Origin of the sequence: Pseudomonas syringae group sp. 26L6, assembly GCF_032587815.1 — a bacterium.
GTDB lineage: Bacteria > Pseudomonadota > Gammaproteobacteria > Pseudomonadales > Pseudomonadaceae > Aquipseudomonas > Aquipseudomonas amygdali.
The window spans coordinates 125,337-150,596 of the sequence record NZ_JAWHPJ010000031.1; the positions used below are offsets into that span (position 1 = coordinate 125,337).

Here is a 25,260-nt window from a genome sequence, read left to right on the forward strand (position 1 = left end):
ACTCCTGTGATTCTGTGACCATGGACTCCTGGACTCCTGGACTCCTGTGATTCTGGGACCATGGACTCCTGGACTCCTGGACTCCTGGACTCCTGGACTCCTGGACTCCTGGACTCCTGGACTCCTGTGATTCTGTGACCATGCACTCCTGTAATCCTGCACTCCTGCACTCCTGCACTCCTGTAATCCTGTAATCCTGTCACCATGCACCCATGCACCCATGCACCCATGCACTCCTGTGGGAGTGGACTTGTCCACGAAGGCTGATCATCAAACACCGAATGATTCATTGAAATTACATGCTGTAAAGCATTACTCAGCTGCTCCACGTGCCACACACTAAAGTTCACCGGTGAAGTGATTTTAGGAGCAAGGGAATGCACGTGTACTCTGCGTCAAAACGTTTACGTACAGGCCGATATTCCGCAATAGGCCAGATATATATGGTGACTTCAGTTACACGAGGACGCGAACCGGTATTCGCCGATGTTCGTCTCGGACGCTTGCTGGTTCGAGAGCTGAGACGATGCGAAGAGCAGGAACTGGTCAAGTCGCTTGCCTGGGTCGTAATGCCTGACCACTTTCACTGGCTTTTTGAGCTCAAAAAGAATGATCTGCCCATGTTGATTCAACAACTTAAAGCACGCAGTTCAATAGCCATCGGAAAAATCAGAGCACATCCCGACACCTTATGGCAGTCCGGGTATCACGACCAGGCTGTGCGCAACGAACAGGACATGGTCGGTCTGGCTCGCTATATCGTCGCAAACCCGCTACGCGCAGGACTGGTCAAGAAGATAGGAGACTATCCACTGTGGGATGCGGTATGGGTTTGAACCACACATCCACGCAGTGAAATTTCTTTACGCCGTTTCAATGGCGCAACAGTTTGCGCAGTGGCACGCCGTCTTTCATGACCGGGGATTTGATGACGATGTAGCTGAAGTACTTGGAGATGCCGATGTTCTTGTCCAGCAGCTCTTCGATCACTTCCTGATAGTGCTGAATGCTGCGGGTCATGAAGCGCACCAGGTAGTCGTAGCCGCCGCTGATCAGGTGGCACTCCAGGACTTCGTCAACGTGGCGGATGTTGGCTTCGAATTTGGCGAAGTCTTCACGCTTGTGGTCGCTGAGGGAGATTTCCGTGAATACGGTTACCGATTCGGTGATTTTTGCCAGATTAAGGTGCGCCTTGTAACTGGAAATGTAACCTGCCGACTCAAGACGTTTGACGCGCTGCAGGCAAGGGCTTGCGGAAAGCCCGACGGCGTCGGCCAGGCTGACGTTGGTCATGCGCCCGTCTTTCTGGAGTTCTACCAGGATATTGATATCAATCCGATCCAGTTTGACCAAGCCTTCCATTACCTACCTCTTGTATTGCCATTCACGGTGCCTACCTTCTAGCAAAATCAGCGCCGTAAAGACAGCTGATGCTGAGCGACCAGATCGGCCATGCTGTTGATGCACAGGTCGGCGGTGCATGGCTGACGGTGTTGCTCACGGCTGCGGCGGACCAGGCACAGCCCACCGGTGCCAAGCGCCGAGGCGGGCGGGCGAGACACAAGAAGCGTTTCACGCGGTTCCAGATCCATCCCGGCGAGCCAGTCCGGATTGTCCAGCGGGTGAGTGGTCAGGGACAGCAGGCTGTCAGGTTCAAGCCCCAGCCGTTCGCACAGGATGCCGCGATCCTGCAGGTCCCGGTCGGCGTACACCAGCAGCCGATAGAATTTGCGCAGGTAGAGCATCGCGCCGGGTGCATCCTCGAACAGCGTCCAGTTCGGTACGGAACGGGCAAAGGTCATGCCTTCTTCCCAACTGGCCTTGATGCCAAGGCGCTCGGCCAGTTGCCGGTGCGCGAAGCACAGCAGGCCGCTGAAACCCAGTTCGTCGAAGCGCGGATAGAGCGTGCGCACAACATCATCGAATTCGGTCAGGACCGAGTCTTTATCCGGTGTGTTCAGACCGTTTTCCAGCAACGGCTGCAACGCCGCCCAGACACCCGAATCACGGTCCACCAGAACCTCATCACAATCGATCAGCAGTGCGCGGTAATCAATAAGCCCCATGGCAGGCAACGTCTCCATTCAACAATGATCCCCAGCGCTGGTGGTCGCAGCGTCTCGCGACAACCGCGACCACGTCTACGCTCAGCTGGACTTCAATACTCGTGCCAAGGCGGCATCGAGAATGGTCAGTGCTTCATCGATCTGCTGCTCTGTGGTGACCAGCGGTGCGAGGAAACGCAACACGTTGCGGTACACACCACACTTGATCACCAACAGGCCGCCAATGCGTGCCTGATCAATGATCTTCTGATTGAGATCAGCGTCCGGGCTACGTGCGGCGTCGTTCTTGACCAGTTCCATGGCGAGCATGAAGCCGGTGCCGCGCACGTCGCCGATGCAGGTGTAACGGTCCTTGAGCTTGAGCAGACCGGCACGCAAATGTTGGCCCAGCTGCTCGCCACGCGCGAGCAGATTGTCCTGCTCGTATGTGTCGATCACCGCCAGTGCGGCGGCGCAGGACAGCGCATTACCACCATAAGTGCCACCCAGACCGCCCGGAAGCGGTGCATCCATGATCTCGGCACGACCGACCACGCCTGACAGCGGCATGCCGCCCGCGAGGCTCTTGGCAACCGTCACCAGATCAGGCTGGATACCCGAATGCTCGAAACCGAACCATTTGCCGGTACGCCCGAAACCGGACTGGATTTCGTCGACAATCAGCACGATGCCATGTTGCTCGGTCAGCGCACGCAAGGCCTTCATGAACTCCACCGGCGCAGTCAGGAAGCCGCCATCGCCCTGCATCGGCTCGATCAGAATCGCCGCCACACGCTCCGGTGCGACCTGGGTGGCCAACAGCTCGTGCAACGCCGCCAGCGCGACTTCGCTGGTCACGCCGCGATACTCGTTCGGGTACGGCGTGTGGAACACTTCGGGGGCCATCGGGCCGAAATTCTGTTTGTACGGCTGGCTCATGCCGGTCAGCGTAGTGCCAAGCAGCGTACGGCCATGAAAACCGCCGCGGAACGAGATAACTGCCGGGCGATTGGTGTGAGCGCGGGCGATTTTCACCGCGTTTTCGACCGCTTCGGCGCCAGATGTGAAAAGCACGGCCTTGTGATCGATGCCGCTCTGGCCCGCGATGAGATGGCTCAGGCGTTTGGCCAGATCCAGATAGGGCTGATAGGACGCCACCTGGAAGCAGGCGTGGGTGACCTTGGTCAGTTGCGCCTGAATCGCCGCGACCACGTTGGGGTGGTTGTGGCCGATGTTCAACACGCCGATACCGCCGACGAAATCCAGATAGCGCTTGCCATCGACGTCCCACAGTTCAGAACCCTGCGCGCGGTCGATGACCAGCGGGTGGGCCGTGACAATGCCTCGCGGCACGAACTGATCGCGCTGGCGGAGCAGATGAGGTGTTTCGTCGACTTTGCTGTTCATGGTTTTACCTGTCGTGGGCCTGGCAGCCGACGGGGTGGCTGCGATGCTGTTCAGGTTAAGCGTTCAGCGAAATGATCTACGCCGAACTTGCCCTCTCAGATGTCCAGATCAACTGTTTTTCGCCTCGCAAACGGCAGATTCCTTCATGCCTTGCGAGCACCACGCAATCTGCCGGGCAACGCTGCTTTTCAGTCATGCCGGTGCTCTGCAAAAGGCTGTTTCGACAGATCCTGCTTCCGACTTGCGGCATCATGGGGCTCCACTTTCACACTCAGGAAAAGCCCATGCCCGCCCTGCTCTACAAAGCTGACCCCGCACGCGCCGAACGCTGGCGTGTCCTGTTTGCCGAGCATGCGCCGGACATTGAATGGCGTGTGTGGCCGGATATCGGTGACCCGGCCGATATCCACTATTTGGGGGCCTGGCTGGCACCTGACGATCTACAGGAGCTGCTGCCCAACCTGAAGGTGCTGTTCGCCTTGTCTGCGGGCGTCGATCAACTGGACCTGAGCCGTATTCCCGAGTCCTTGCCGGTGGTTCGTCTGCTGGACCCCGGCATCAGTCACGGGATGTGTCAGTACGCGTCTTTGGCGGTACTGAGCCTGCACCGGGAAATGCTGCGTTATCGGCAGCAGCAGGTCGAGGGCGTCTGGAAAGCTCATCCGCTGGTACCGGCGCACAAGCGTCGCGTGGGTGTGATGGGGCTGGGCTTGCAGGCGCAGCATATTCTGTCGACCCTAAAACCATTCGGTTTCGAGCTGTCGGGCTGGGCGCGTAGCGAGCATCAGGTAGAAGGCGTGACGTGTTATGCGGGTGAAGGACAGCTGAGTGCGTTTCTTGGTCAGTGCGACATTCTGCTGTGTGTGTTGCCGCTGACCGGGCAAACCGAAGGCATCCTCAATCGCCAGCTTTTCGAGCGCCTGCCCCAAGGTGCCGCACTGATCAACATGGGCCGTGGCGGGCATCTGGTGGAAGCGGACCTGCTTGAAGCACTGGACAGCGGCCAATTGAGCGCTGCGGTGCTGGATGTACTGCAACAGGAACCGGCACCGGCTGATCATCCGTTCTGGCAACACCCGAAGATCATGCTGACACCGCATGTCGCGGCCATGACCCAACCGGAAAGCGCCTTTCCTGGCCTGCTCGATAACATTCGCCGCTTTGAGCGTGGTGAAGCGATGCAGGGGCAGGTGGATCGGGGCCAGGGTTACTGATGCGTTGGATTATCGTTCCCCACGCTCCGCGTGGGAATGCAGTTCTGGACGCTCCGCGTCCGATCTTGAGCGTGCTGTGCTCTGTGGATTTGTGACGCGGAGCGTCACGACCTGCATTCCCACGCTGGAGCGTGAGGAACGATAATCTCAACTATCGTGCCGACGCTCCGCGTCCGATCTTGAGCCAGCAGCGCGGCGCAGATCTGTGACGCGGAGCGTCCTCGCACTGCGCTGTTACAACCCCCCCACATGAAACGCCTTCACTTCCAGGTATTCATCCAGGCCGTAGCTGGAGCCCTCGCGGCCAAGGCCGGATTGTTTGACGCCACCGAACGGGGCGACTTCCATGGAGATGATGCCGGTATTGAGGCCGACCATGCCGAACTCCAGCGCCTCGCCGAAACGCCATGAGCGACGCAGGTCCTGGGTGAAGTAGTACGCGCCAAGGCCATAAGGCGTGGCGTTGGCGAGTGCCAGCGCTTCGGCTTCGTCGGTGAAGCGCATCAGTGGCGCAACAGGCCCGAAGGTTTCTTCGTTGGCCAGCAGCATGCCCGCATGGGTTTCGCCCAATACCGTTGGCTGGACGAATTGACTGGTGCCATCGGGACGGCCGCCATGCAGCAACTTCGCGCCCTGGCTCAGCGCATCATCAATGTGCCGGGTAACCTTGCTGACTGCCGCCGGGTTGATCAGCGGGCCAATGGTCACGCCCTCTTCCAGGCCGTTGCCGACCTTGAGTTTGCTCACTTCCTCTACCAGCCGTGCAGCAAAACGGTCGTAGATGCCGTCTTGCACCAGAATCCGGTTGGCGCACACGCAGGTCTGCCCGGCGTTGCGGAATTTGCTGAGCATGATGCCCGTCACCGCCTGTTCCAGGTCCGCGTCGTCAAACACGATGAAGGGCGCGTTGCCGCCCAGTTCGAGGCTCAGACGCTTGATGTGTTCGGCGCTCTGGCGCATCAGCAAGCGGCCGACCGGGGTCGAGCCGGTAAAGGAAATCTTGCGCACCACCGGGTTGCCGGTCAGTTCTTCGCCAATGCCTGTGGGCATGCCGGTAATGACGTTGAACACACCGGCAGGAATACCCACGCGTTCGGCCAATACCGCCAGCGCCAGCGCCGACAAAGGCGTGAGGTCCGATGGCTTGACGATGATCGGGCACCCGGCAGCCAAGGCTGGCGCGCACTTGCGGGTGATCATTGCGTTGGGAAAATTCCACGGGGTGATTGCGGCGCACACACCCACCGGCTGCTTGAGAGTCATCAAACGGCGGTCTGTGCTGGGCGCGGGAATGGTTTCACCGTAGGAGCGGCGCGCCTCTTCAGCGAACCATTTGACGAAGCTGGCACCATAGCGGATCTCGCCGCGTGATTCGTTCAGCGGCTTGCCCTGCTCAAGGGTCATGATCAGCGCCAGGTCTTCGACGTTGTCGAGCATCGCCTGATGCCAGCGCTCCAGCAGGGCCGCGCGCTCGGCAGCGGGACGTGCACGCCAGGCGGGCCAGGCACGATCCGCAGCTTCGATGGCGCGACGGGTTTCAGGGCCATTCAGGGCCGGAACCTGCGCGATCGTTTCGCCGGTCGCCGGGTCGCTGATGGTCAGCGTTGCACCATCGTCAGCGCTGATCCATTGCCCATCGACGTAGGCGCGGTCTACCAGCAAGCTGGAGTCTTTCAACTGATTCTTGAGCATGGTCGAGTCCTGTTTCGGGATACCTGCCAGTCTAGGCAGGCGCCGCAGTCCAGGATGCTGAAAGCAGGATAACGGCAGCGTCCGATGCTGAAATTTGCTCTCGGACGGCAGCCTCTACTGCTTCAACGAGCCCAGCAGGGTTCGCAGAAACCGCTCGCCCGCGTCCATCTGGCTCTCGTCGATAAACTCGTCCGGCTTGTGTGCCTGCTCGATAGAGCCTGGCCCGCACACCACCACCGGCACGTTGAGCCGCCCGGCGAACAGACCGCCTTCAGTGCCATAGGAGACCTTGATGTGCTGAGTGCCCGGTTCGGCAAATGCGTGCAGCATGCGCACTGCTTCCACACTCGGATGAGTCTCCAGCGCCGGGTACTCGTTCATCACTTCGATTTCGATAGCGGCCACGCCCGACAATTGTTTCGCCTCGCGTACCAGCACTTCGGCGCGCTCGCGCAGTTGCTCCAGCAGCACGTCGGGATTGTCGCCCGGCAGGTTGCGGTATTCGAATTCCATGGTGCACAGGTTGGGCACAATGTTCAGCGCCTTGCCGCCATCGATACGGCCGATGTGCACGGTGCTGTAAGGAATGTCGTAACCCTCGTCACGCGCGCCCTGCTGTTCGATCTGCTTCTGGCTCTTGCGCAGCTCGGCGATGAAATCGCTGGCCAGGTGAATCGCGTTGACCGCTCTTGGGGCCAGCGAGGAATGTGCCTCCTGGCCTCGACAGAAGGTGCGATAGGACGCCTTGCCCTTGTGGCCGACAGCGAACTGCATCAGGGTCGGCTCGCCAACCACGCACAGGAACGGGCGTACCGGTGCCAGATGCAACACATCCAGCAGCCGCCGCACGCCGACACAGCCGATCTCTTCATCGTGGGACAGCGCCAGTTGCAGCGGACGGATCAGGGTCATGTCCGCGGCATCGAGCATCGCGTCGATGGCCAGGGCAATGAAACCCTTCATGTCGCAGGTGCCACGGCCGTAGATGCGCCCGTCGCGCAGGGTCGCCTGAAATGGCGGCATCGTCCACGCCTGGCCAGCAGCAGGAACCACGTCGGTGTGCCCGGAAAGCAGCACACCCGGCACATCACGCGGGCCGGTGCTGGCGAACAGGTTGGCCTTCTTGCCGGTCTCGTCCTTGACGATCAACGACTCGATGCCCTTGCTGGCCAGCAGTTCACGGACGTATTCGATCAGTGCCATGTTCGGCTCCGACGACACGGTGTCGAAGGCGATCAGGCGTTTGAGAATTTCCAGGGCGCGGGGGCTCATGAGGCTTTACTCGCTTGTTCGGTAACGATTTCAAAACGGCGAATGTCGAACGGGCTGATCGAGGTGCTGGTGGTGCCGGTGCTGATCAGTTCAGCCATCACGTCGCCCACGCCCGGACCGAGCTGGAAGCCGTGACCGCAGAAGGCAAATGCATAGAACAGGCCATCGACCTTACCGCTGCGGCCCATCACTGGCAGCGAGTCCGGCGTGTAGCCTTCAATGCCGCTCCACACGCGGATGATGTTCAGGTTGCCGACACCGGGCAACAGCCGACGCATCTGCTGCACCTGATTGATGATGCTGCGCGGCTCGACGTAGGCGCGGCGGTTGACCATGTCCGGCTTGCTGCGAAAACCACCGCCGATGACGATGTTGCCACGTGCGATCTGCCGAAAGTAGATCACTTCGTGAGGGATTTTGGTGAACACGCCGATGACGGTCGGCAGCGCATAAGGCACCGGTTCGGTCACAGCCATCTGCGGGCCATTGGTTTCCAGCGGTACGGGCTCGCCAAACTGCGCGGAGAGTTTTTGCCCCCAGGCACCTGCGGTGATCAATAATTGATCGGCAGTGAAAATGCGCCCGTCAGTGGTAGTGACTTCAAATTCGTTACCGACCTTTTCCACATGGGCCACTTCGGTACGCTCTTCGATGCGCGCCCCGGCACGAATCGCTGCGCGCGCAAAAGCCGGTGCAGCCAGACGTGGGTTGGCGTGGCCATCGTGAGGCGCGTAGGAGCCGCCCTTTACGTCCGGCCCGAGAAACCCGAAACGCTCGTGCAGTGCCTTGCCGCTGTAGATTTTCAGGTCCAGCTCACGGGCCTCCGGGGCCGCTGCATAAGCTTCCAGCTCAGCGATTTCATCCTCGCGATAGCAGACGCGCATGTGCCCGCTGGGCAGAAACTCCAGGTCTTCGCCGATCAGCTCAGGCAACCGCTGCCACAGTGCTCTGGAGCGGTTGGCCAGTTCCAGCTGACCGAGGTGCCGGCCTTGGCGCCGCACGTTGCCGAAGTTGACGCCGCTGGCGTACTGGCCGATCACGTCGCGCTCCAGCAGCGTCACCGACTTGCCGCGCTGACGCATAAAGAACGCCGACGCCGAGCCCATGAAGCCGCCACCGACAATCAGCACATCCACTTTCGGTTGTTTCATGAGGCCACCTCGTCCACCAGCATCGACAGCGGTTTCACGGGTGCCTGCCCGCGCTGACGACCGACCTGCTCGACCGGCACACCGGCCTGGGCAGCGATTACTTCGGCACCGGCCTGCGAGCAATAACGGCCTTGGCAACGGCCCATGCCAACGCGACTGAAAGCCTTGGCGCGGTTGACTTCGCATGCGCCTTTTTCACGCACCACGCCGCGCAATTCACCGGCGCTGATCATCTCGCAGCGGCAGACAATCGCTTCATCGGGCAACGCAGCTGCCTGGGCAGCAGGCCAGGGAAACGCTTCGGTCAGCCCGACACGGAAGCGGTCCATGACCTGCAGATTCTTGCGCACCTCTTCGCGGCGCGAGTTATCCACAGGCCGGCCAAGATCGTCCAGCAACGCCATCGCCGCCAATCGCCCTGCCTGTTCGGCAGCATCGGCACCACGGATTTTTGCGCCGTCGCCCGCTGCATAAACGCCGTTCACCGAGGTGCGACCGTCTTCGTCGACCGCCAGCACCCATTGCCCGGACGCGTCGTCGAAACGCAGTTGGCATCCGGCCAGGTCAGCCAGTTGAGTTTCCGGGCGCAGGTGATAACCCAGCGCCAATGCATCGCAATCGACGGTCAGCGAGTTACCGTTGGCGAGCTTCACGCGCACGCCGGTCACACCGTCCTGCTCGCTGCCGATAATTTCTTCGGGCTGCACGCCCAAGTGCACCGGCACTTTAGCGCTGTACAACTGGGCCAGCAGTTTCATGCCGTTGAACAGCAAGCCAGGGCGCGCGAGCAATTTGGGCATCGCGCCGATGCGCTTGCTGAACGGCGAGGTGTCGAGCACAGCGGCCACATCGGCACCGGCTTTGACGTACTGGCTGGCGACCAGATAAAGCAACGGTCCGCTGCCCATGAACACCACGCGACTGCCGATGGACACCGATTGCGACTTGAGCGCGATCTGTGAGCCGCCCAGGCTGTAGGTGCCTGCCAGTTGCCAGCCCTTGATCGGCATAAGCCGGTCGGTGGCCCCGGCACACAGGATCAGTGCGTCGTATTCCACCACGGTATGCACGCCCTGGCTGGCACAGCACAGCTCGCCGTGCGTGAGGTTCCAGGCCAGTGTGTCGGGGCGATAGTCGATTTGCGCGCGCAGGCGATCAAAGCTTTCATGCAGGTCACGCGCCTTGGCTGCTTCGGTGCCATACAACGCTGAATAATCGCGCTTGAAGCCTTCTGGCTGACGGCGATAGATCTGCCCGCCGTCGCGCCGGTTTTCGTCGATCAGAATCGGTTTGATGCCCGCCGCCAGCAAGGTTTCGGCGCAACGGGTGCCCGCTGGGCCAGCGCCAATGATGACGACTCTCGGGCTGGCAGGGTTCTGAACGTCTAACCGTGAAGAAGTGGCCATTTCGCCTCCGGTTGGGTGGTGACGATATCGAGTCCGTCGCGGACTTCGTTGGAGCAGGCGCGCAGGCGCTCGCCGTTGCGGGTCCAGACCCAGCAATCCTGACAGGCGCCCATCAGGCAAAACCCGGCACGACGTCCGGAGTCGAACTCGGACTGGCGCAGCGTGGCTTTGCGGGTCAGCAACGCCACCATCAAGGTGTCGCCCTGCAATGCTTCTATGGGCGCGCCATCGACCATCAGGCTCACAACCGGGCGATCACGTTCGCCCAGTCTCACAAAACGGCCACTCATGCGTAGGCTCCCACGGTCACAGGATTAAGGTTTTCTTGTACGGCCTGCAGCTCGTCGCTGTCGCGATGGCAGAGGATTTCGCTGCCGCCTGCGATCATGCGACGGCTCGGGGCAGTCTTGTTGCACAGGCCTTCGACACGGGCCGGGCAACGGTTGAGAAAGGTGCACAGCTCGGGGTTGTTGGCCGGGGCGCTGATGGGTGGCAGCTTGCCGCTGGTCACACCACAGGTTTCCAGCCAGCCCTGACGCAGTTCTGGCACTGAGTGCACCAGCAGGTCGGTGTACGGATGGAATGGCACACGGCTGAACGCTTCGCGGCTGCCCTCTTCGACCTTGTGGCCGCTGTACATCACCACAATGTCGTCGCACAACGCGCGGACGGTGGAAATGTCATGGCTGATGAACAGGTAGGAAACACCCAGCTTGCGGCGCAGTTCGCCGAGCAGTTCAAGGATGCACGCGCCCACCACGGTATCCAGCGCCGAGGTCACTTCATCACAGAGGATCAGGTCCGGCTTGGCCGCCAACGCGCGGGCCAGGTTGACGCGTTGTTTCTGCCCGCCCGACAGTTCGTTGGGGCGCCGCTCTGCCAGTTCACGGGGCAGGCGCACCAGGTCCATCAGTTCGTCGATGCGATCGCGCAGGGCTTTGCCCTTCAGGCCGAAATACATCTTCAGCGGGCGCGCCAGAATTGCGCTGATGCTGTGCATCGGGTTGAGCGCGGTGTCGGCGTTCTGGAACACCATCTGGATGCGCCGAAATTGCTCTTCGGTGCGTCCCGCCAAGGTGCCGGACAAGTCGGCACCGTCGAATGTCAGGCTGCCGTGCGCCGGGTCCAGAAGACCGGCGACCACACGGGCCAGGGTCGACTTGCCCGAGCCGGACTCACCGATCACGCCAATGGCCTGGCCACGGCGAATGGTCAGGTCGATGTCTTCCAGCACGCGAATCATCGGCATGCCTTGCAGGTTCTTTTTGCCATAGCCCGCCGTCAGGCCCTTGATGGTCAACAGCGTGCTGTCCTTGACCACTTCGCTGGCCGGTTTCAGTACTTTGTCGGGCCGCGCCGCTGCCAGCAGGCTGCGGGTGTAGGCGTCTTCCGGGCCTTTGAGCAGCGCTGCAGTGCTGCTCTGCTCGATAATCCGCCCGCCATTGAGCACTACGATCTGATCAGCCATCTGCGCCACGACGGCAAGGTCGTGGGAGACATAGACCGCCGTCGCACCGCGCTCGCGCACCACCCGCTTGAAGGCGCGCAGCACGTCGATCTGCGTGGTGACGTCCAGCGCCGTGGTCGGCTCGTCGAGGATCACCAGCAAAGGGTCGCTGATCAGCGCCATGGCTGCCATCACGCGCTGCAACTGACCGCCCGAAACCTGATGCGGGTAACGCTGGCCGATGCTTTCCGGGTTGGGCAAGGCCAGGTCGCGGAACAGTTCTACGGCCTTGGCTTGCAGGTCTGCACGACTGCCCAGACCATGAATCAGCGCGCCTTCGATAACCTGATCAATAAGTTTTTTTGCCGGGTTGAAAGCCGCCGCGGCACTTTGCGCAATGTAGGAAACACGGTTGCCGCGCAGGCCCTGCAACTGGCTTTCGGGCAGGCTGAGCATGTCGTGCTCGCCCACCTGAACCACACCGCCGGCCAGTTTGCAGCCGCGTCTGGCATACCCCAACAGGGCCAGCGCAATAGTCGTCTTGCCCGAGCCGGACTCGCCAATCAACGCCAGCACTTCGCCTTTTTCCAGCGCGAAGCTGACGCCTTTGACGATCTCCAGCTCGCCCTGATCGCCATCGGCAACCACGCGCAGGTCTTGCACACGAATCAACTGGCTCATTTTCAATGCCCTCCCGAGCGGCGACCGCGCCGTGAGGCGAGCCGGTCGATGAACAGGTTGACACCGATGGTCAGCGTGCCGATGGCCAGCGCAGGTATCACGATGGCCGGCGCGCCTTGACTCAGTCCGCCGATGTTCTCGCGTACCAGCGAGCCAAGGTCGGCATCGGGCGGCTGCACACCAAGCCCCAGAAAGCTCATGCCGCTGAGCAGTAACACGATGAAGCCAAAACGCAGCCCCAGGTCGGTCATGACCGGGTTGAGCATGTTCGGCAGAATTTCCCGGCAGGCAATGTAGATACGACCCTCGCCGCGTGTGCGCGCCACTTGCACGTATTCCAGCGCTTCGATATTCACCGCCAGGCTGCGCGCGATACGAAACGCTCCCGGCGTGTAGCTCAATACCGCCGTACAGATCAGCAGCACCTCGGACGAGCCGAACGCCGAGACCATGATCAGCGCCAGCATTTTGCTGGGGATCGAGATGAACGCGTCCATCAGGCGACTGATGATTTCGTCCAGCCATTTTGGCGCGACCACTGACAACAGCGCGCAAAGCGTGCCGATGCCGCTGGCCAGCACCGCCGAAATCAGCGCCAGGCCCACCGTGAAGCGCGCGCCGATCAGCACCCGGCTGAGCATGTCGCGGCCCAGGTAATCAGTGCCGAACGGATAAAGCGCGCTCATGTTTTCAAACATGTTGTCGGAAACTACTTCGCCGACAGCATGCGGCGCAAGCCAAGGACCGAACAGCGCGACCATCAGCCAGATGAAGCAGACCGTTGCGCCCAGCAGGCCAAGCCATGAGGTGGGGCGGGACGCTTTTTTGCGCAGCACCGGTGCCGGCGCTTCAGGCGTCGATTTCGCAATGAATTGAGTCATTGGGTTCTCAGCCTCGGATTGGAAAGAATTGCACACAGGTCGGCCATCAGCACCAGACCCAGGTAAGCGGAGCAGAACAGCATGGTGCAGCCTTGAACCAACGCCATGTCACGGTTGGTTACAGCGTCGACCATCAGGCTGGCGATGCCGGGATAGTTGAAGATGGTTTCAACGATAACCACCCCACCCAGCAGGTAGGAAAGGCTCAGCGCCACCGCGTTGACGATGGGCCCGATAGCGTTGGGCAAGGCGTGGCGCAGCACGATACGCACCGGGCTGACGCCCTTGAGGCGGGCCATTTCCACATACGGGCTGTCCAGTTGGTCGATGACCGCAGCGCGGGTCATACGCGCCATTTGCGCCACGATCACGCAGCACAGCGTCATCACCGGCAACGCGTAAGTGCGCATGAATTGCCACGGCGAGCTGACGTCACCGCCATACGACAACGCCGATAGCCAGCCCAGGTTAACGGCGAAAATCAGCACCGCCAGGGTTGCCACCAGAAATTCGGGCACCGCCACCAGGGTCAGCGTGATGAAACTCAGCGCCCCATCAAGGCGGCTGCCGCGGTACATCGCTGCGCCAATGCCCAGTGCCAGCGCTAGCGGTACCGAGACCAGCGCGGTGGTTGCCGACAGCATCAGGGTTTTCGGAAAGCGCCCGGCAATCAGCTCGGACACCGGCATCGCGTTGGACACTGACTCACCGAAGTTGCCGCCGAGCAGGTTGGTCAACCAATGCAGATAACGCACCACACCTGGCTGATCCAGGCCCAGTTTTGTACGCAATGCGGCGACCTGTTCAGGCGTCGCGAATTGCCCAAGGGCCTGTTGTGCCGCGTCTCCAGGCAACACCGCCGTAATGGCGAAGACCACGATGGAAACGATCAACAACGTCACGATCGCCGCGCCGAAGCGCTGCACGATCAACCAGAGTGTGTTGCTATTCATCTGCATCCTCCTGCTCGGTTCAGCGTTGCATTTACGCGTCCAGCCAAACCTGCTCGCTGAACATGTAGCCCATGAAGCCGCCCAGCGGGTTGCTGGAATAGCCCTGAACGCGCTTGTCCACGCCGTCGATGTTGCTGATGAACACGGGGATGCCGATGCCGCAGTTCTGGCTTACCAGGGTCTGCATGTCGCCGTACATTTTGGCGCGCTTGGCGTCGTCGGTTTCCCCGCGGGCCAGCAGCAGCAACTGGTCGAACTGATCGTTTTTCCAGCCGGATTCGTTCCACGGTGCCGAGGACTGGAAGAACTGCGAGAAGATCACGTCGGCGTTCGGTCGCGGGTTGATGTTGCCGAAGCTCAGCGGGTGCTTCATCCAGTGGTTGGACCAGTAACCATCGCTCGGCAGGCGGTTGACGTTGAGCGTCAGCCCGGCCTGTTTGGCCGACTGTTGCAGCAGCACGGCGATGTCCACCGAACCGGTCGCAGCAGGCGATGCCGCTACGGCCATGGTGATTTTTTCCATGCCGGCTTTCTTGAGCAGGAATTTGGCCTTTTCCGGGTCATAGGCGCGTTGCGGCAGGTCAGCGTTGAAGTAGCGCGAGCCGGGCGCAATCGGGTGGTCGTTACCGACGCGGGCATAGCCACGGAACACAGCCGATTTGACCTGTTCACGGTCCAGCAGGTACTTCATGGCCTCGGTGAATTCCGGGCTCTTGCCGGGCATCTGGTCCTGGCGAATGATCAGGTCGGTGTAGTTGCCGGACGGCGCATCCACAACGCGGTGCTTGGCGCTGGCCGCGATGCGTGTGGTCGAACGCGGGTTGACCTCGTTGATCATGTGCACGTCGCCGGACAGCAGCGCGTTGACCCGCGACGGCTCGTCGGCAATGGCAATGAATTCGATCTCGTCCAGGTACGGCAGGCCTGGCTTCCAGTAGTTAGGGTTGCGCGCACTGACCGAGCGCACGCCAGGGTTGAATTCCTTGACGGTGAACGGGCCGGTACCGATGCCCTTGCTGAAATCAGTGGTGCCTTCGGGCACGATCAGCAGGTGCGAAACCGCGAGGATCGATGGCAATTCGGCGTTTGGCGAGCTGAGGGTGATCTGTACTTCCAGCGGGCCGGTGGCCTTGATCTCGGAAAACTGCGCCATCAGCGGCAGGACTTTAGAACCGGTGGCCGGGTCCTTGTGGCGCGACAGGGAGAACACCACGTCGCCAGCGGTCAATGCCTTGCCGTTGTGGAAGGTCACGCCCTGGCGCAGGGTTACGGTCCAGACCGTGGCGTTGTCGCTTTCGATCTTTTCGGCCAGCTCCATGTGCGGAACCAGATGGCTGTCGAAACGGGTCAGACCGTTGTAGAACATGAAATGGCGAACGTAGTCGGTAGACAGCGCGCCTTTGGCCGGATCAAGTGTGTCAGCGGTGGAGCTGGACATGCCCGCTACACGAATGCGCCCGCCTGGCTTGCCTTTGACAGGCGCATCGGCGTCATCGGCAAAAACCTTGCCCGCTGCACCGAACAGGCTGGTGGAGCCCGCCGCAACCACACCTGCAACACCCAGCATACGCAGCGCATCGCGCCGCGACAGACCACGATTGAGACCTTCGAAAACACGCAGGCTGTCTTGGCCTGTGATCAGCTGGGAGTCGGTTTTTTTGTCAGCCATATCAGTTCTACCTGTCGAAAAGGGGAAATTCCGAGTTGCTCACGGTTGGCCGGAGCGTCCTTCAAGCACACACGACGGTTAAACAAAAACTCAGTGGCGGCTGTCCTGATAGCGGTAATACGCGCCTACCAGCGGCAGAAACCACGGCTTGCCGAAGTGGCCGGGAATGGCTGGCCAGTTCAGGTCTTTCCAGGGATTGGCCAACGCCTTGCCTTCCATGACCTCAGCCATCACCCGCCCCATGTGCACCGACATCTGCACACCATGGCCGCTGTAGCCCATCGAGTAGAAGACGCCGTTGTGTTCGCCTGCACGCGGCAGACGGTCGGACGTCATGTCCACCAGTCCGCCCCAGCAGTAGTCGACCTTGACGTGCGCCAGTTGCGGAAACATCTGCACCATCGCCGCTTGCAGCACCTTGCCGCTCTTGGCATCGGAACTGCTATTGGACATGGCGAAGCGTGCCCGCCCGCCGAACAGCAGGCGGTTGTCCGGGGTCAGACGGAAATAGTTGCCGATCAAACGGCTGGTCACGTAAGCGCGCTGGTTGGGAAACAGCTGGTCAATCAGCGCCTGCGGCAACACTTCGGTAACGATGACGAAACTGCCGACCGGCACGATGCGTCGGCGATACCAGCCCAACCCGCCGTGCTGGCAGGCACCGGTCGCCAGTAACACCTGCCCGGCCTGAATGGAGCCTTTCGAGGTGTTGACTACGAAGCCGCCACGGTTGGCTTTCCAGTCCTTCACCGTGGCACCCTGATACACCTTTGCGCCGTGGCGCACAGCCGCATCGGCCAGGCCCAGGCCGAAACGGCCAACGTGCATCTGCACACCGTTGCGCTGCAAAAGGCCGCCGTGGAATTCGTTTGAATCGATTTCGCCGCGCACGTCCTCTGCGGACAGCAACTCTACGTCGGCATCCACCTCACGACGAATCAGCTCGCAGGTACGCGCCAGTCCTTCGTAATGTCCTGGCTTGGCCGCCAGCTTGAGCTTGCCGTTAAGCTTGATGTCGCAGGCGATGTTTTCCTGCTCGATCACCGTGACCACGCTCTGCACCGCACTTTCATAAGCCTTGTAATACTCGCGGGCCTGATCGGCCCCCAGGGTCGCGCTCAACGATGCGTAGTCCTGAGCCACACCGGTATTGCACTGTCCGCCGTTGCGGCCCGACGCTTCGCCGATCACCCGGCCAGCTTCCAGAACCACTACGCTGGCACCTTTCAAGGCCAATGCACGCGCCGCCGCAAGACCGGTGAAACCGCCACCGACCACCACAACGTCAGCCTGCCCCTCCACTGCGCCGTCCTGCGCGCCGGTAAAGTCTGGAGCCGTATCGAGCCAGTAAGACTCACTGCGCATTCTGTTCCCCTTGTCACTCATAGAAGAGCACCTTGAAAAAATGCCGGTGTTGCGCGAGTTGTCCGGTTTAGAGGCCGACCAGCCCGGCCAGCCCGCCAATGTCCGGGATCTGGTGGTATTCGTAGAAGCTGTTGGCTGGCTGTTCATGACCGCGAGCCACGAATGCCTTGTTCTTGATTTTCATGTCGTGTGCGGAAAACAGGTCGTAACGGAAGCTTGAAGACACATGCAAGATGTCTTCCGGGCCGCAACCCAGGTTGTCGAGCATGAACTCGAACGCAGCCAGACGTGGCTTGTAGACCTTGGCCTGGTCAGCGGTGAACACCTTGTGGAACGGCGCGCCGAGCTTTTCGACGTTGGACATGATCTGGCTGTCGCTGGCGTTGGAGAAAATCACCAACGGGATCTTGTCGGCGATTTTCGACAGACCGGCGGGCACATCGGCGTGTGGGCCCCAGGTCGGCACGGCGTCGTAATACAGCTGGCCTTCTTCGCGGTATTCAACGTTCCAGCGCTTGCAGGTGCGAGCCAGTGCAACCTTGAGAATTTCGTCGTACGGCATCCAGTCACCCATGACCTGATCCAGACGATACGCCGAAAAATCCTTGACGAACTGATCCATCTGTTCGGCCGGTACGCGGTCGGCGAAGAGCTCGCGCGTCATGGTGCCCATGTGGAAATTGGTCAACGTGCCGTAGCAGTCGAACGTAATGAATTTTGGTCGAAGAAAGCTCATTGTGTGCGGTCCTGAAAGTTCGTTGAGGTCATGGCATGACGAGCAATCCGGCCTCATTTCCAAGGGCGGTGATGCACGCTGCAGCACAACCTCATTACAACACCGTGAAATCAGCATATGGCGTTAAAAGTGATGGCTGCTTGATAGAAACCACCGTTTTGAGGTGCGCGCTCAGCAGACTTTGCGGGGCGCTCCAGCCTTGGGCAGCCCCCGGTTTTTGGCGCTTTTTTGACCCTTTTCAGGGCGCTCGGGCTCAAACACGCGGGTTTGCACCGCAGAAACTGCGCCGCGCCAGTGATCTGCGAGCAGCAAATTCCGGCGGCTATATAAAGAGCCTGAAACCGAAGAAAAACCACAAGCATTTGCTGCCGGGTGCCCACCCGATTTAAGCAGTAACTGTGGTCTGGCGAACGGCGGTTTGTGGAATCTGCCGAATGCTTGCAGACCTCTTGTCAGCGCCCGCAGCAGGTGGGATACAGCAAGCCTGCCGCAGCCTTTTTATTTACCGGTGCATCCTTCTGGACGGAGACACGTCATGCTCGCTCAGCAACGCCTCGACTTTGAATTTCGCCCCATGACCGCAGCCGATGTCGGTAACGCTCATGAGTTATCCATTGCCCTGAAGTGGCCGCATCGACTGGAAGACTGGACCATGCTGCAACGGGTCGCCCAAGGCTTTGTTGCAGTGCACAACGGCCGCTTGATCGGCAGTGCCTTCGCCTGCCATCAGGGCGAGTTTTCCACGATTGGTCTGGTGATTGTCAGCGACGACTATCAAGGCAAGGGCATTGGCCGCAAATTGATGGAGCTTGCTGTCGGCTGCGTGCCGCCACGCACCGCCATCCTCAATGCAACACTTGCCGGCGCCCCGCTGTACGAAAAAATGGGCTTCGTCAGTTTTGGTGAGGTCCAGCAGCGTCAGGGGCAGGCACAACTGCCTGACACAACCGCATTGAAAGCACAGGAAAGCAGTCGTGCGCTGAGCGAGGCTGATCATGCTCGCGTGCTGGAACTGGCCAATGCCGGTTCGGGTATGGACCGTTCGGTAACGCTGGGCGATGTGCTGAATAACCTTGAGCACGCAGTCGGCATCGAACGCGATGGCCAGTTGCAGGCTTTTGCCCTGCTGCGTCCGTTCGGCCGTGGCCTGTGCATCGGCCCTGTCGTCGCCCAGACGGTGGAACAGGCCAGGCACATGATCGAGCAACTGCTGGCCAAAGTGCCTTACGCCTTTGTACGCATCGACATCCCGACCGACTGCGGCCTGGCCGACTGGCTGGACGAAGCCGGCCTCAAGCGTGTCGATAGCGTGACCTGCATGAGCATGGGCGCAGTTCCGCAAGCCAGCCAGGGCGTGCGCCAGTTTGCGCTGATTACCCAGGCGATCGGCTGATCGCCCGGAAAAACATCATCGTGCCAATGCTCTGCGCTCAGCGTTACACAAAAGTGCGGATGAGCTCTAAAAGCGGGGCTGAAACCGCAGTGGCAGGCTGGGCAGAAACCTACAGTGGGAGCGAACTTGTTCGCGAAGACGGTAATTCAGGCGATATATTTTCGAAGAATATACCGGCCCTTTCGCGAACGAGCGAAGCGTCGCCCGGTCCGCTCCCACAAGAGTTGGGTATAACGCCAAGCGCACCGCGTTGGAACGATCATCGATGAATCATAAATTCTCATCCAGGAGCCCAACCCAATGCCCCACCCCACAGTCCTGCTATTGGCCCGCGCTGACCTCAGCCCGGTAGATACCGAATTCACCACCGGCCCCATTGATGCGCATGACCCGTTCGACAGTGGCCGCCGCACGGCATTTGTCGATGAACAGGGTATTGCGGCTGGCATCGTTGAATTGGGTACGGCGCTCTCGATAGAGGCCTACCCCTACACCGAAATGCTGGTGATGCATCGCGGCAGCGTCACGCTGACCTCTGGCACCGGCAGCATCACCATCAGCACCGGCGAAAGTGCCGTGATCGGTCGTGGCACGCAAGTACGTATCGAAGCGCAACCGGACAGCCTCTGGGCGTTCTGCGTATCCACTCAGGCCAATGGCCCCGACAAACCCGGTATTACCGCTCTGGACCGCCTCGCCATGCTCACACCGTCCTCACCGCCAGACCCGGCGATCATGATCAGCGCGCTGCCGCAGTGCCGCAGCAACAACCTGTTTGAAGACACCGCAAGCACTTTGCGCATCGGCGTCTGGGACTCCACACCCTACGAGCGCATCTCGCGCCCGCACAAAATCCATGAGCTGATGAACCTGATCGAAGGCAGCGTAGTGTTGAGCCTGGAAAACGGCCCTAGCCTGACCGTGAACACAGGCGACACCGTATTCGTCGCCCAGGGCGCGCCTTGCAAATGGACCAGCACGGGGTATGTGCGCAAGTTTTATGCAGTGACGTGAAGAAAGCTATCGCGCCCTTCAGTCTTGCAGGGCGCAATATACTTACATGTTTAGCTCTCGCCAGCGCAGTTAATCCAATGCAGCGCTAAAAGACAAGAATTAAAAATTTCTTTCGCCAATGCACGAAGAATCAGAAGTTTCCTACTTGCCTTCCGTGTCGCTTGTGTTAAAAAAACAATAACTAATTTCAGAAAGTTAAAACTTGCTCCTGACGAGCACATCAAGGCAGTCATGCGCTTTATGCATCGCTTAACCTTTATCTATCATGTTGACTGGAGATACTTTATCTGACCGACGCATTCACTGTGCGCACGACTTACTAGCCCTCCGCGACACTCTATAAGCTGAACGATCCGTATGGGCACGAACGACCGCTGCCCCGTTTCGTCTCGCGTTTACCTTATTCAAAATCAATATGAAATTACTCATTTAACTCAAGGATTATTCCCTATGAAAACCAACAAGACCTTATTGGCTTCCCTTGCTTTTGCAACACTGTACACCAGCGTTACGGCGCAAGCGGGACCCCCGGTTACTGTGACGTTCAAGAATCTTGGAACGGAGGTGGCGGAGTATAAGCCGGTCACTCGCAACGAAATGTCGACTCGGCTTAATGCCAGAACGGCTATTGCTCCGAAAGTCCAAATTGGAGATTCAAATGTTTACTCGGTGCAAAGCACTCTCTCGCCGGATACCAGCTACGCCAGTGTTCGCTACGTCATGGGTTCCAAGGTTTGCGTATTCTCGACCACCTTCATAAAGCTTCCCGGTGCAGGCGGGGCCAAGGTGCCGAAATGGAACCGGACTGCAAACTCTGAAGGCGGCGCAGTCTGCGCGGCGACGTCTCGCGCCACCAATCTCTCCACCTACGCGTGGGCTGCTGAATTCACCATGAAATAAGCCCCCGGAGCGTGCGTGTCGCATTTTGATACGCACGCTTTTCAGCGGAAAACTAAAGCGGTGTCTGGCTGGGCCGATATAAAGAGTGAATATAAAGCCATGGATTGGCCTCTGCCGCGAGGACGCAGCATGATTGATACAACATCCCTCACACACCTCACCCATAAAACCGCACTAACGACTGTCGAGAAAAGCACCTCCGCCACGACTTTAAACTCCAGCCTGAAAGAACTTGACTCTGCATCTGCTATTGACGGTGCCACCTTCTCGACATTGTCCAGTCAATTAAGTAGTAGTGCCGCACGAGCTCAGGCTCGCGACAGCAGTCTTGACTTCAAAAGCCTGAGGTCTCTGGCAAACAGTATTAGTGACAAAATTGCAGGCAACAGCTATCACGCCAATAGGAAACTGCACGACGCAGAGATTCCGGATACGGACGACCCTGCGCGGCTCGAAAGAGCGAGGCAGGCGACTTCGTTCAAGAATGGATCAGGCACCAACCCGTTCGCAGGCTTATCTCAGGATCAATTGAGGTTGGTTATGTATGACGAAAGTGGCGACTTCACCATTAATGAGAGAAGCGCGGCTTCGTCCGAAAACCATGTTCAACAGGAAAACTGGAACAGGGCGATGTGTAAACGCTATACCGACGAATACAACGAAACCGGCAAAAGTACTCAAACGCTGGTCATGCTTCTCGCCCACTACGACCAGCTGCCACCCATAGAAAAAGCACAATACCCCGCCAATTACGCCGCGCTCATCACATCGGACGACAGCTCGGCCATGGACATTTTCAACGCGCTGAAAAGCCAGTCAGATATTCAGGAGGCTTGAGCGCCTACGACGGAGCACGCGGTTTCGCGTGCCCGGTATTGCTGTCGGCGTCCTGCCGAATTGCCGCTCGCCGACAAAACGGCCATTTCATTAGTCGTGGCTCAGGGCCAACGTATAAAACTTGCTGTCCACCGCAATCAGCGGAAAGCTCGCTGGCAGGTCCTTTTTCTCGATCTCCCGAAAGCCGTGCTTCTCGTAGAAGCGATGCGCGGCATGAAACTTGTCGGTCGTGCCCAGGAACACCTCAGTAACGCCCCTGCTGCTGGACTCCTTGATCAAGCAGTCCAGCAGCCTGGCTGCAATCGAGAACTCTTTGCCGCGAAACGGCGCGGCAACGAACATCTTGCGCAGCGCTGCCTGCCCAGAGCCGATGTCCTTGAGCGCGATGCTGCCGACGACCTGATCACCTTGCACCGCGACCCAGAAATCACCTGTGCCGGTCTGGTAAAACGTGGGAATCGCCTTCAGATCAGGCTGATCCTCGGCGGTGATGGGGATACCGAATTCTTCACGCTGGATGGGCAGGATCAATGCCGACACACCTTGCTCATCGTTCGGCACAAAACGACGTACCTGAATTCCGGTCGCTGTCACAAACCACCTCCTTGCCATCGTCACAAATAGAAATGAGTATTCCAGACAAGCAAACGCCCCGACAAGTCGAGGCATTTCCATGAGCATTTACGGGGTCCGTATGTGGGGACGGACACGGAGATGTTTAATTACAACATGGCTCCGGCGACCTCGCAGTTACGACGGTTGCCGTTGAATCAGGCATTCAGTCTTGCCCCTCCAACCCCGGCCGTGGACAACTCCCGACCGCCGCGATTGAGCTGATCACTGGCCTAATGCGCTGTGGCCGAAGCGATAGCCATATGAGCAGATTTTTCGACGCATGAACGGCATAGGCTAGGCCATCCATCATGTGGTCAAACGTCGCGGACGTGCGGGCTCACAATGTTAATCGAGTCACATGGAGAGAGAATCGATACTCCGGTGCGCAGCGAAATTGACGGTTTGGGTACACAGGCTAAACAATGCAGATCTGCATTACGTTGCTCCGGCAGTTCTGCCGCTGCGCGAGAGGTGCTGAGCGGATTTGGGATTTTATTGTTTTACCAAGGAACGGGTTTATGGCTGACGTAAAGAAAATACCTTACTACACGATGAAACGGTCTATTTTTCGTGGCAAAGTATGGAAAGAAAATGATGGCCTAGAGGGGGCTGTCCCCATCAATACTCCGCAAAAAATCTCCTATAATCGTTGCGCGCCTGGTCAAGCAGTCTTAAAGCCCACAGAGCGCAGTAAAGAGCAACGTATGGCGCAACAAACAGAAGCGGGAGGTAAGAGATCGCTTACTGAAGTTAAAAATAATAAACCATCCTCCGGGGAAACTAAACCCTCAAAGCCCTATACGCGAGAGCGCGATGCGGAAGATAAGGAAAAGCTTCCAGAGTTTGATCTTCAGGATATTCCTTTGGCCATGGACAAAATAGGTTGGCCGACAGCTGCCAAGATCGCCAAACGGTGGTTCGCTAGCCCTAAGCATATCTACAATGACCAACCCAATTCAGTTCAACCCATTAATGACACAACAGTGACATTAAAATGGGCTTTTAAGTATGGAAGCGTAGCAGAAAAATTTAAAGAATTAATTGAAGAAAAAATTCATTCTGAAAAAGCAATTGCAGGTGCTAAACAAAAAATCCTCAAGCATGTAAAAAATAAATTCGATGATTCTAGTTCGGCAGCAAATCTTTCCTTTGATACGTCTCCTTGGATAGGGGATATCAGGCAGTTTCATATTGACTGGCAAATTCAGTTTCAGGCAATATCAACAAGTAACACTCTTGACGGCATGAGTTTAACTGATCTCACTGCCACGCTAGGAAATTTTAATATCTATGCTGCTATTGGCAGGGTTGAAGTTGCTGTGGAAAAATTTTACAGATATGACGATACAGCCAGAACCAAAACTTTTTGCGCTGAAGCTACGGCGACCATTACTAGTGTATATACCTACCTGAAAGATAACTATTCCTTTAACGACAAAAATGATGGCAATAGTCAATATCTAGGGCACTGGAACAAAAATGACATGATTCTTTCCTACTCTGCCGTTGTCAGTGATCTTGTTGACGGTAAGAAAATTCATACTAATATGGGTAATACTCCTATAACTGAAACTAAAATCAATTGGGACGATTTGCCTGGCGGCCAGATTGACAAGCCAGTAGATAAAAGAACAGGTATTGTCAGAAAATTTATGGAAAAAGATGTTTGCTGGCCTGTGTACAATAGCTCTTATAGTGAGTGGAGAGAAAAGCATGGTCGGGGTGGCGATTTTATGATTTACAGCAGACCTGAAATACATAAACTAAAAAAGCCTATTATCATAAAGCTGGATACATTATGCAAACCCTCAGAGCCCATGTAAGAAAAATGTACCTCAGGTCTTTTTTCTTCTTTGTTTTTATATTTATTGCTTTGGTTATTTACTCCACTGCATTTAACGTGCTAGACAATACTGACTGCCAGAGCTACAACCACACTAAAGAATTAAACGGAGGCACAAAAAACTTCGACAATGAGAAATTTATAATAAATATTTGCGGAGCCGGACTCAACAACAGTCTTTTTAATGGCGATGGCATGGAGAGGGTCCGGCTGACTATCTTCGACGATCAAGGCGAGCTGTTAGCCAGGAGATACTATAGGATCTTTTGGGACGGCCAGCCCGGACATGAGCCGCTTAAGTTTTCTGAAAGCAGTATTACCTATCAAGACGACAAGGAGCAGAAAGATCACGCAATCACTATGCCTCCTACACGCTTGGAGTGGATTCGGGCAAGGCTTCCCCTATAATTTTGGTCCTCATACGAATGGGCTTATTACGGATATTAGAGAAGCCCTGATGCAGTGGAAGCGCTCATTGATAAGGATTTAGCCAGAGACTGTACGAGCCCTCTGATTGACTCTGAAGTAAAGGGCGTAAAGTTTTATTTATTGAAGTGCCTTGATCTCTACCCCGGTAAAGAACTCAATGCTCTGGTAAAGAAGTTTGTAATAAAGCCGGGCCCTACCTACAGGCAAGATAATAAATGACTGACGCCAACGCTGATATTTACACGGAGGTTGTGCGGACGCTATTCAATCGTCGAGTCGCAATCTGAACGGTTCTATATCAAGTACTCAA

25 protein-coding genes are annotated in these 25,260 nt (G+C 58.1%); 10 read left to right on the forward strand and 15 right to left on the reverse strand.

Features of this window, described 5'->3' with window-relative positions:
• Positions 1 to 377 precede the first annotated feature (377 nt).
• A complete protein-coding gene (locus RYA97_RS16280; protein WP_002555946.1) occupies positions 378 to 836 on the forward strand; it encodes an REP-associated tyrosine transposase in 459 nt (152 codons plus the stop codon).
• A 37-nt stretch (positions 837 to 873) separates the two neighbouring features.
• Here the strand turns inward: RYA97_RS16280 and RYA97_RS16285 are convergent, their stop codons facing one another.
• The 3 genes from RYA97_RS16285 to gabT form a co-directional block, all read right to left on the reverse strand.
• Positions 874 to 1,362 (reverse strand): Lrp/AsnC family transcriptional regulator, encoded by a 489-nt coding sequence (locus RYA97_RS16285; RefSeq protein WP_002555947.1) that lies wholly within the window; start codon positions 1,360 to 1,362, stop codon positions 874 to 876.
• Between the two features lie 47 nt (positions 1,363 to 1,409).
• Positions 1,410 to 2,066: a 2-haloalkanoic acid dehalogenase gene (locus RYA97_RS16290; RefSeq protein WP_316892723.1), complete on the reverse strand. Its 657-nt coding sequence runs from the start codon at positions 2,064 to 2,066 to the stop codon at positions 1,410 to 1,412.
• Between the two features lie 81 nt (positions 2,067 to 2,147).
• The gene (gene gabT / locus RYA97_RS16295) at positions 2,148 to 3,452 is read right to left on the reverse strand and encodes a 4-aminobutyrate--2-oxoglutarate transaminase (protein WP_316884826.1); all 1,305 of its coding nucleotides are present in this window, start codon (positions 3,450 to 3,452) and stop codon (positions 2,148 to 2,150) included.
• Positions 3,453 to 3,736: 284 nt separating this feature from the next.
• Here gabT and RYA97_RS16300 point away from each other — a divergent pair, with 284 nt between their 5' ends.
• On the forward strand, positions 3,737 to 4,666 hold the full coding sequence (locus RYA97_RS16300) for a 2-hydroxyacid dehydrogenase (RefSeq protein ID WP_005782374.1): 930 nt from the start codon (positions 3,737 to 3,739) through the stop codon (positions 4,664 to 4,666).
• Positions 4,667 to 4,900: 234 nt separating this feature from the next.
• On the opposite strand, the gene RYA97_RS16305 is transcribed toward RYA97_RS16300, so the two are convergent.
• The 11 genes from RYA97_RS16305 to RYA97_RS16355 form a co-directional block, all read right to left on the reverse strand.
• Complete coding sequence (locus RYA97_RS16305) at positions 4,901 to 6,358, reverse strand: NAD-dependent succinate-semialdehyde dehydrogenase (RefSeq protein WP_117140528.1); 1,458 nt, start codon at positions 6,356 to 6,358, stop codon at positions 4,901 to 4,903.
• Between the two features lie 114 nt (positions 6,359 to 6,472).
• Positions 6,473 to 7,630 carry an acetylornithine deacetylase gene (gene argE / locus RYA97_RS16310; protein ID WP_005782370.1) on the reverse strand — a complete coding sequence of 386 codons (1,158 nt, stop codon included), beginning with the start codon at positions 7,628 to 7,630 and terminating at the stop codon, positions 6,473 to 6,475.
• On the reverse strand, positions 7,627 to 8,781 hold the full coding sequence (locus tag RYA97_RS16315; RefSeq protein WP_316892697.1) for an FAD-binding oxidoreductase: 1,155 nt from the start codon (positions 8,779 to 8,781) through the stop codon (positions 7,627 to 7,629). Before RYA97_RS16315 ends, argE begins: the two co-directional genes overlap by 4 nt.
• A complete protein-coding gene (locus tag RYA97_RS16320; RefSeq protein ID WP_004663167.1) occupies positions 8,778 to 10,187 on the reverse strand; it encodes an NAD(P)/FAD-dependent oxidoreductase in 1,410 nt (469 codons plus the stop codon). The genes RYA97_RS16315 and RYA97_RS16320 overlap by 4 nt, the downstream gene beginning before the upstream one ends.
• Complete coding sequence (locus RYA97_RS16325; protein ID WP_002555955.1) at positions 10,166 to 10,477, reverse strand: (2Fe-2S)-binding protein; 312 nt, start codon at positions 10,475 to 10,477, stop codon at positions 10,166 to 10,168. Before RYA97_RS16325 ends, RYA97_RS16320 begins: the two co-directional genes overlap by 22 nt.
• Positions 10,474 to 12,315 (reverse strand): ABC transporter ATP-binding protein, encoded by a 1,842-nt coding sequence (locus RYA97_RS16330; RefSeq protein WP_005745730.1) that lies wholly within the window; start codon positions 12,313 to 12,315, stop codon positions 10,474 to 10,476. Before RYA97_RS16330 ends, RYA97_RS16325 begins: the two co-directional genes overlap by 4 nt.
• 2 nt (positions 12,316 to 12,317) lie before the next feature.
• Positions 12,318 to 13,196 carry an ABC transporter permease gene (locus RYA97_RS16335; RefSeq protein ID WP_005782361.1) on the reverse strand — a complete coding sequence of 293 codons (879 nt, stop codon included), beginning with the start codon at positions 13,194 to 13,196 and terminating at the stop codon, positions 12,318 to 12,320.
• Complete coding sequence (locus tag RYA97_RS16340) at positions 13,193 to 14,149, reverse strand: ABC transporter permease (protein ID WP_002555958.1); 957 nt, start codon at positions 14,147 to 14,149, stop codon at positions 13,193 to 13,195. The genes RYA97_RS16335 and RYA97_RS16340 overlap by 4 nt, the downstream gene beginning before the upstream one ends.
• Before the next feature lie 31 nt (positions 14,150 to 14,180).
• Positions 14,181 to 15,818 carry an ABC transporter substrate-binding protein gene (locus RYA97_RS16345; protein WP_010193869.1) on the reverse strand — a complete coding sequence of 546 codons (1,638 nt, stop codon included), beginning with the start codon at positions 15,816 to 15,818 and terminating at the stop codon, positions 14,181 to 14,183.
• 90 nt (positions 15,819 to 15,908) lie between these two features.
• Positions 15,909 to 17,183, reverse strand: a complete 1,275-nt coding sequence (locus RYA97_RS16350) for an NAD(P)/FAD-dependent oxidoreductase (RefSeq protein ID WP_117140527.1) — start codon at positions 17,181 to 17,183, stop codon at positions 15,909 to 15,911.
• Between the two features lie 67 nt (positions 17,184 to 17,250).
• Positions 17,251 to 17,919 carry a haloacid dehalogenase type II gene (locus RYA97_RS16355; protein WP_002555961.1) on the reverse strand — a complete coding sequence of 223 codons (669 nt, stop codon included), beginning with the start codon at positions 17,917 to 17,919 and terminating at the stop codon, positions 17,251 to 17,253.
• Between the two features lie 35 nt (positions 17,920 to 17,954).
• On the opposite strand from RYA97_RS16355, the gene RYA97_RS16360 reads away from it, so the two are divergent.
• From RYA97_RS16360 to RYA97_RS16380, 5 genes are all read left to right on the forward strand, one after another.
• A complete protein-coding gene (locus RYA97_RS16360; protein ID WP_161938530.1) occupies positions 17,955 to 18,308 on the forward strand; it encodes a hypothetical protein in 354 nt (117 codons plus the stop codon).
• A 146-nt stretch (positions 18,309 to 18,454) separates the two neighbouring features.
• The gene (locus RYA97_RS16365) at positions 18,455 to 19,312 is read left to right on the forward strand and encodes a GNAT family N-acetyltransferase (protein WP_005759032.1); all 858 of its coding nucleotides are present in this window, start codon (positions 18,455 to 18,457) and stop codon (positions 19,310 to 19,312) included.
• A 300-nt stretch (positions 19,313 to 19,612) separates the two neighbouring features.
• The gene (locus RYA97_RS16370) at positions 19,613 to 20,326 is read left to right on the forward strand and encodes a cupin domain-containing protein (protein WP_054078086.1); all 714 of its coding nucleotides are present in this window, start codon (positions 19,613 to 19,615) and stop codon (positions 20,324 to 20,326) included.
• 450 nt (positions 20,327 to 20,776) lie between these two features.
• Positions 20,777 to 21,226 carry a hypothetical protein gene (locus RYA97_RS16375; RefSeq protein WP_316892704.1) on the forward strand — a complete coding sequence of 150 codons (450 nt, stop codon included), beginning with the start codon at positions 20,777 to 20,779 and terminating at the stop codon, positions 21,224 to 21,226.
• 129 nt (positions 21,227 to 21,355) lie between these two features.
• Positions 21,356 to 22,063: a hypothetical protein gene (locus RYA97_RS16380; RefSeq protein ID WP_316892725.1), complete on the forward strand. Its 708-nt coding sequence runs from the start codon at positions 21,356 to 21,358 to the stop codon at positions 22,061 to 22,063.
• Between the two features lie 90 nt (positions 22,064 to 22,153).
• Here RYA97_RS16380 and RYA97_RS16385 read toward each other — a convergent pair whose 3' ends face one another.
• Positions 22,154 to 22,657, reverse strand: coding sequence for a GNAT family N-acetyltransferase (locus RYA97_RS16385; protein ID WP_005782346.1), 504 nt, complete (start codon positions 22,655 to 22,657; stop codon positions 22,154 to 22,156).
• Between the two features lie 539 nt (positions 22,658 to 23,196).
• Between RYA97_RS16385 and RYA97_RS16390 the strand changes: the two genes are divergently transcribed.
• The 3 genes from RYA97_RS16390 to RYA97_RS16400 are packed head-to-tail and all read left to right on the forward strand — an operon-like array spanning position 23,197 to position 25,169.
• The gene (locus RYA97_RS16390) at positions 23,197 to 24,501 is read left to right on the forward strand and encodes a DUF6402 family protein (protein ID WP_316892706.1); all 1,305 of its coding nucleotides are present in this window, start codon (positions 23,197 to 23,199) and stop codon (positions 24,499 to 24,501) included.
• A gap of 5 nt (positions 24,502 to 24,506) precedes the next feature.
• Positions 24,507 to 24,929, forward strand: a complete 423-nt coding sequence (locus RYA97_RS16395) for a hypothetical protein (protein ID WP_081023582.1) — start codon at positions 24,507 to 24,509, stop codon at positions 24,927 to 24,929.
• A 54-nt stretch (positions 24,930 to 24,983) separates the two neighbouring features.
• Entirely contained in the window at positions 24,984 to 25,169 is a 186-nt protein-coding gene (locus RYA97_RS16400; RefSeq protein ID WP_316892709.1) for a T6SS amidase immunity protein Tai4 family protein, read from the forward strand.
• Positions 25,170 to 25,260 lie beyond the last annotated feature (91 nt).

Coding starts and splice junctions, on each gene's coding strand:
- RYA97_RS16280 (WP_002555946.1), top strand. CDS start 378: ATGCACGTGTACTCTGCGTCAAAACGTTTACGTACAGGCCGATATTCC.
- RYA97_RS16285 (WP_002555947.1), bottom strand. CDS start 1,362: ATGGAAGGCTTGGTCAAACTGGATCGGATTGATATCAATATCCTGGTA.
- RYA97_RS16290 (WP_316892723.1), bottom strand. CDS start 2,066: ATGGGGCTTATTGATTACCGCGCACTGCTGATCGATTGTGATGAGGTT.
- gabT (WP_316884826.1), bottom strand. CDS start 3,452: ATGAACAGCAAAGTCGACGAAACACCTCATCTGCTCCGCCAGCGCGAT.
- RYA97_RS16300 (WP_005782374.1), top strand. CDS start 3,737: ATGCCCGCCCTGCTCTACAAAGCTGACCCCGCACGCGCCGAACGCTGG.
- RYA97_RS16305 (WP_117140528.1), bottom strand. CDS start 6,358: ATGCTCAAGAATCAGTTGAAAGACTCCAGCTTGCTGGTAGACCGCGCC.
- argE (WP_005782370.1), bottom strand. CDS start 7,630: ATGAGCCCCCGCGCCCTGGAAATTCTCAAACGCCTGATCGCCTTCGAC.
- RYA97_RS16315 (WP_316892697.1), bottom strand. CDS start 8,781: ATGAAACAACCGAAAGTGGATGTGCTGATTGTCGGTGGCGGCTTCATG.
- RYA97_RS16320 (WP_004663167.1), bottom strand. CDS start 10,187: ATGGCCACTTCTTCACGGTTAGACGTTCAGAACCCTGCCAGCCCGAGA.
- RYA97_RS16325 (WP_002555955.1), bottom strand. CDS start 10,477: ATGAGTGGCCGTTTTGTGAGACTGGGCGAACGTGATCGCCCGGTTGTG.
- RYA97_RS16330 (WP_005745730.1), bottom strand. CDS start 12,315: ATGAGCCAGTTGATTCGTGTGCAAGACCTGCGCGTGGTTGCCGATGGC.
- RYA97_RS16335 (WP_005782361.1), bottom strand. CDS start 13,196: ATGACTCAATTCATTGCGAAATCGACGCCTGAAGCGCCGGCACCGGTG.
- RYA97_RS16340 (WP_002555958.1), bottom strand. CDS start 14,149: ATGAATAGCAACACACTCTGGTTGATCGTGCAGCGCTTCGGCGCGGCG.
- RYA97_RS16345 (WP_010193869.1), bottom strand. CDS start 15,818: ATGGCTGACAAAAAAACCGACTCCCAGCTGATCACAGGCCAAGACAGC.
- RYA97_RS16350 (WP_117140527.1), bottom strand. CDS start 17,183: ATGCGCAGTGAGTCTTACTGGCTCGATACGGCTCCAGACTTTACCGGC.
- RYA97_RS16355 (WP_002555961.1), bottom strand. CDS start 17,919: ATGAGCTTTCTTCGACCAAAATTCATTACGTTCGACTGCTACGGCACG.
- RYA97_RS16360 (WP_161938530.1), top strand. CDS start 17,955: ATGACGAGCAATCCGGCCTCATTTCCAAGGGCGGTGATGCACGCTGCA.
- RYA97_RS16365 (WP_005759032.1), top strand. CDS start 18,455: ATGCTCGCTCAGCAACGCCTCGACTTTGAATTTCGCCCCATGACCGCA.
- RYA97_RS16370 (WP_054078086.1), top strand. CDS start 19,613: ATGCCCCACCCCACAGTCCTGCTATTGGCCCGCGCTGACCTCAGCCCG.
- RYA97_RS16375 (WP_316892704.1), top strand. CDS start 20,777: ATGAAAACCAACAAGACCTTATTGGCTTCCCTTGCTTTTGCAACACTG.
- RYA97_RS16380 (WP_316892725.1), top strand. CDS start 21,356: ATGATTGATACAACATCCCTCACACACCTCACCCATAAAACCGCACTA.
- RYA97_RS16390 (WP_316892706.1), top strand. CDS start 23,197: ATGGCTGACGTAAAGAAAATACCTTACTACACGATGAAACGGTCTATT.
- RYA97_RS16395 (WP_081023582.1), top strand. CDS start 24,507: ATGTACCTCAGGTCTTTTTTCTTCTTTGTTTTTATATTTATTGCTTTG.